The 4,140-nt window shown below is 35.2% G+C and carries 7 protein-coding genes; 1 reads left to right on the plus strand and 6 read right to left on the minus strand.

The annotated features are described in order from the left end of the window. The first annotated feature begins 364 nt into the window (after positions 1-364). Positions 365-739: a DUF1259 domain-containing protein gene (locus tag V7659_RS26400; RefSeq protein WP_335543072.1), complete on the plus strand. Its 375-nt coding sequence runs from the start codon at positions 365-367 to the stop codon at positions 737-739. 190 nt (positions 740-929) lie between these two features. Here the strand turns inward: V7659_RS26400 and V7659_RS26405 are convergent, their stop codons facing one another. The 6 genes from V7659_RS26405 to V7659_RS26430 all read right to left on the minus strand — a co-directional run. Then, positions 930-1,511 carry a CBO0543 family protein gene (locus V7659_RS26405; protein ID WP_335543061.1) on the minus strand — a complete coding sequence of 194 codons (582 nt, stop codon included), beginning with the start codon at positions 1,509-1,511 and terminating at the stop codon, positions 930-932. A 458-nt stretch (positions 1,512-1,969) separates the two neighbouring features. Beyond that, positions 1,970-2,305: an IDEAL domain-containing protein gene (locus V7659_RS26410; RefSeq protein WP_335543062.1), complete on the minus strand. Its 336-nt coding sequence runs from the start codon at positions 2,303-2,305 to the stop codon at positions 1,970-1,972. 112 nt (positions 2,306-2,417) lie between these two features. Continuing rightward, a complete protein-coding gene (locus V7659_RS26415) occupies positions 2,418-2,831 on the minus strand; it encodes an RrF2 family transcriptional regulator (RefSeq protein WP_335543063.1) in 414 nt (137 codons plus the stop codon). A 145-nt stretch (positions 2,832-2,976) separates the two neighbouring features. Continuing rightward, positions 2,977-3,111 (minus strand): BA3454 family stress response protein, encoded by a 135-nt coding sequence (locus tag V7659_RS26420; RefSeq protein WP_335543064.1) that lies wholly within the window; start codon positions 3,109-3,111, stop codon positions 2,977-2,979. Positions 3,112-3,164: 53 nt separating this feature from the next. After that, entirely contained in the window at positions 3,165-3,560 is a 396-nt protein-coding gene (gene spxA / locus V7659_RS26425; protein ID WP_335543065.1) for a transcriptional regulator SpxA, read from the minus strand. 258 nt (positions 3,561-3,818) lie between these two features. Continuing rightward, the coding region (locus V7659_RS26430; RefSeq protein WP_335543066.1) for a DUF817 family protein at positions 3,819-4,140 on the minus strand (322 nt) is incomplete at its 5' end.

Here is a 4,140-nt window from a genome sequence, read left to right on the forward strand (position 1 = left end):
TTCTTGAAAGTAAGGAAGAATATCAAGGTGTACTAGCAAATTGATGCCATTTTATTATATATGCGATGAATGAGCTACACTTAACTGGACAAAAAAATAAGGTCCAGTAGACTAATCACTAAATCAGGGCATACTGCTAATTAGTAGAAGAGATCTATACTAGCAACATTACTAGGACAGGCGGGTATGCTTGCCTAGCTAGCAAGCTAGATCTCTTTGCCATCTGGTTTCCTGGCTGGCAAAGCATGCCCCTAGAGTCCCCTTGTCAAGTTGCGGTGGTTACCCACTAAATTCGGAAGTCTATTATATCTTCTTCGGTTATGGAGGAACGCCAATATGACAAGGACTAGAAGAACATTTACCCCTGAATTTAAAGCTCCAATGGTCAAATAAAACTCTTTGTTGTTTATCTTTATGTGTTGTTCAACGCCTTCGCAATATTAACGCAACGATTCTAGGTCGTCGCACTCGATCTCCATTAGCCCTTCCATTTGCACTTTCCTTTGAAAACAATATTAATGGGAGAACCCTTAACTTGGGTGAGACAGTCATCCTCCAAAGGGAAATTAATCCATTTTTATCAGCATTGCGAAGAAGAGGAATTACAGTTACCGCTGTGCATAACCATTGGCTTTTTGAAGAACCACGATTAATGTATATGCACTGGGAAAATGTTGGAGATCCTTTTAAGTTTGCCAGAAACAGTATTGCAGCAGCGAGGGAAGCAGGTCTTTTCTAATCAAAATGCCGTTTGTGAATTTTCAAGAATCACAAATGGCTTTAATTTTTTTGTTGTATAAAAAACACTTTGAATTTTTTTTCCTAGTCAAATTCTTTCTTCAACTAAACTGCCCTGTTTGTTGAAGAAGAAAAAGACCGCCGCAGCAAATCCACTGTTAACTCTAGCCCCTTTTAGTTGAACAAGTTTTCTAAGGGTTAACATCTTTAGAATAATTTTTATTGATTTTTTCAAAGGAATTCCTTCGACTAATCCAGTGAGCAATTAAATAGAATGAAGTTAAAATAAAGAATGAATATGTATAAGCCCAATCAATTTTCTTGTATAAATCAATCATACCTAATACTGGTATTCCCACATATGCAGAAAATCCACCAAAAATAACTGCTTTTAAATATGGATTAAAGCCAGGCTTATATTGCAACAATAGCATTACAAACACAGGTAAAACAGAAAGCCGGAATGAAAAGTTTATTGTTGCTACGGGAACTAACTTCACAGGGTAAGCCCACTTTCCAAAACTGACCCCAACCGTATCAAGAATCTCTGATAAAACCATCACCAATAAACCTGCCGAAAAAATACGAGCTGAACTCTCACGGTTACGGAATATCCCCCAAATAACCCAAGGGATAACCATCATAGCTAATGCAACCCACCATTGCCAAGTAAATAAGAAAGCGTTCATTATTGCTTCAACAATTAACTGATTTGCTTCAGTTATTTTTTGACTTGCTTTATCAATTTGGTTCAATCCTTCTTGGTATGTCATCAAATATTCACCTTTTTCAATATATTTATCGTCTGTTAGTTTTTACCACACCTTCTTCAACTATTCTGCCCCGTTAGTTTTAGTACATTTTTTCACAAACTCCATTAATATTAACATATTTATCCAACTGTTTTTAAACTTAATATCCCGTTTTGTTTGACGAATTGTATATCAAAATGTGGATAAATTGTTGGGGTACAACCGCCATTGTAACTTTACAAATTGTGGTGCATTTACCTATACAAATTTTAGAGTAATTCTCTACAAATCGCTTTATCAATAAAAATGAGTGCCAAATTCTTATACAATTCGGCACTCATTTTTATTTACATTTTTAACGTTTGCGATAGGCAATGGAACCCGTTAACAAATTGTGATGGAGTTTTTTTATCTGGTTAAATGGTGATTTTGATTTCTATAACGATATAGGAACAAAACTCTTGAATTCGCTGTAAGGCTTAATGTACACCATTTGCAAGCTGCTTCATCGCGTTTAACTCTGAAGAAAGCGCCAAAAACCATTCCTTATCCCCAGTTGATAAAGCCAGATCTAGGAGAAATTCAATTTGTGCCTTATTGGTTACATTTGAAGCAGGAAGTTTTTTCACTCGGTTACTTAAAATAGGTATGGTTTTACCAATCGTTTGATTATTATCACTTGTAACAACGGTTACTTTCACTATTCCTTCTATAATAGACAGTGATTCGATATAACCAATAATTAATTCACCCTCCTTTGATTCTGCCTTAATCCAATCTCCTGTATTTAAAACCGTATGATTTTTGGAGAACATAGTTTTTTCACCTTCTTAAATTTTTTCGTTTAATCCTATAATATGCAGCTTTAATTTATCTGTAATCTTTTTTATTACATTTTAATTAAAGAAGAATGCAACCAACTATCGGTTACTTGCGCTTTTTAACAAGATCAACGACTTCTTTGATTGTATAATCCCTTAAATATTCTCCCATATGGTCTTCTGCACCAAAAAAAATGCTGCATAGGACTTTTTGCATATTTGCCCCTACAATACATTTTTCATTGGATTCAGGACATTTGGGCTGCAGCGCACCTTCAGATGTGATCTTATAGATATCCCAAAGGTTTACTTCACTTAGGTCGAGCGCAAAAAGAAATCCGCCGCCGGTACCCTCTTTGGATTTAATAAATCCATGTTTTTTTAACAAACTTAGTACTTTTCGAATCCGCACCGGATGAACGCTAGCACTTTCAGAGATTGCATCACTTGTTGACATGCGGTCTGTCTGTAACGCAAGATATGTTAAACTATGAATGGCAAGGGTAAAATCACTATTCATGAGCTTGCCTCCTAAGACAAAAAACTTCTCATCTATTTTTACGATAACGGTATTGTCTGCATCTTTAATAAAATTCATAACTTACTGTAATAGTAAACATTACAGATTAGCTAGTCAAGCATATAGCAAACAATGGTTAATACATTTAAATATCCCATTGTTTTTTCACTTGTTCTTCAGCAATCTGTTTAATTTTTTCCCAGGTCATTTCTTTTTCCACTATGACATTGGTATGGTAATTTCGATCTTTATATAATACTTTTACGAATACTTCAATCATCTGTTGTTCCTCCTTTTGTAAATTTTCACTTGTAGAGACCATGCTTTTTGCCCTTAATTTGCTTCTTTCTGCAATTCATTATACAAATAGTTTCGAATTCTCCGCGGCAGAAAACTACGAATTTCATCTTCGTTATAGCCAACTTGTAATCTTTTTTCGTCCATGATAATTGGCCGGCGCACCATTTTGGGATGCTCAATGATTAATTTATACAATTGATTAAGCGGAAGTGTTTCAATATCTACCTTTAACTCTTGGTAGGACTTTGAATTCGTTGAAATAATTTCACTCGTCCCCTCTTCTGTCATTCGAAGAATCGATTTAATTTCATCGATTGTAAGAGGATGAGATAGGATGTTTCTTTCTATATAGTCTATTTGATGTTCCTCAAGCCAAGCTTTTGCTTTTCGGCAAGACCCACAGCTTGGTGTCGTATACAAAGTTACCATTGCATTACACACTCCTTACTAAATATTCTGCCCAACATATTTAAATGTAACAAAAATCATTACAGTTATCATACTGTAAATATAATCGTTACAGTTCACTTTGTCAATGGGCAAGTGTTTGATTTAATATCATATGTATGTTTAAGACATTTTGATATTAACCATTTGAACTAATTAGAAAAAATCCCTTAAGCTTTTGATCATAAGGGATTAATAGCAAAAAAATCCGTCTGAAAGTGTATTCCATCTCAATTAGATTCAATCTCTTTTGTTTATTACGCTTTTCCCTATCTTGTTGGAATTTTCCCCTTTAACCTGCTTTAACGTTGCTACAATCAGAAAGCTAACGATCACTAATAACAGCCAGGAACTCACCTTTCCTAAATGAACGAGACTCCAAGCATCGGTTTGGTTTGGATATTCCCATGCTCCAAGGAACGTTGCGATATTCTCAGCAACCCATATAAAAAATCCAATAAGTACAAACGAAAGCGCGAGAGGCATGCGATAACGAGTTCCGCCAACCTCGTACGTGACCCAAGATTGCCAAAAAACAATTATCACAAGTCCAGATAACCAC

The organism is Neobacillus drentensis (assembly GCF_036966985.1).
GTDB lineage: Bacteria > Bacillota > Bacilli > Bacillales > Cytobacillaceae > Neobacillus > Neobacillus drentensis_E.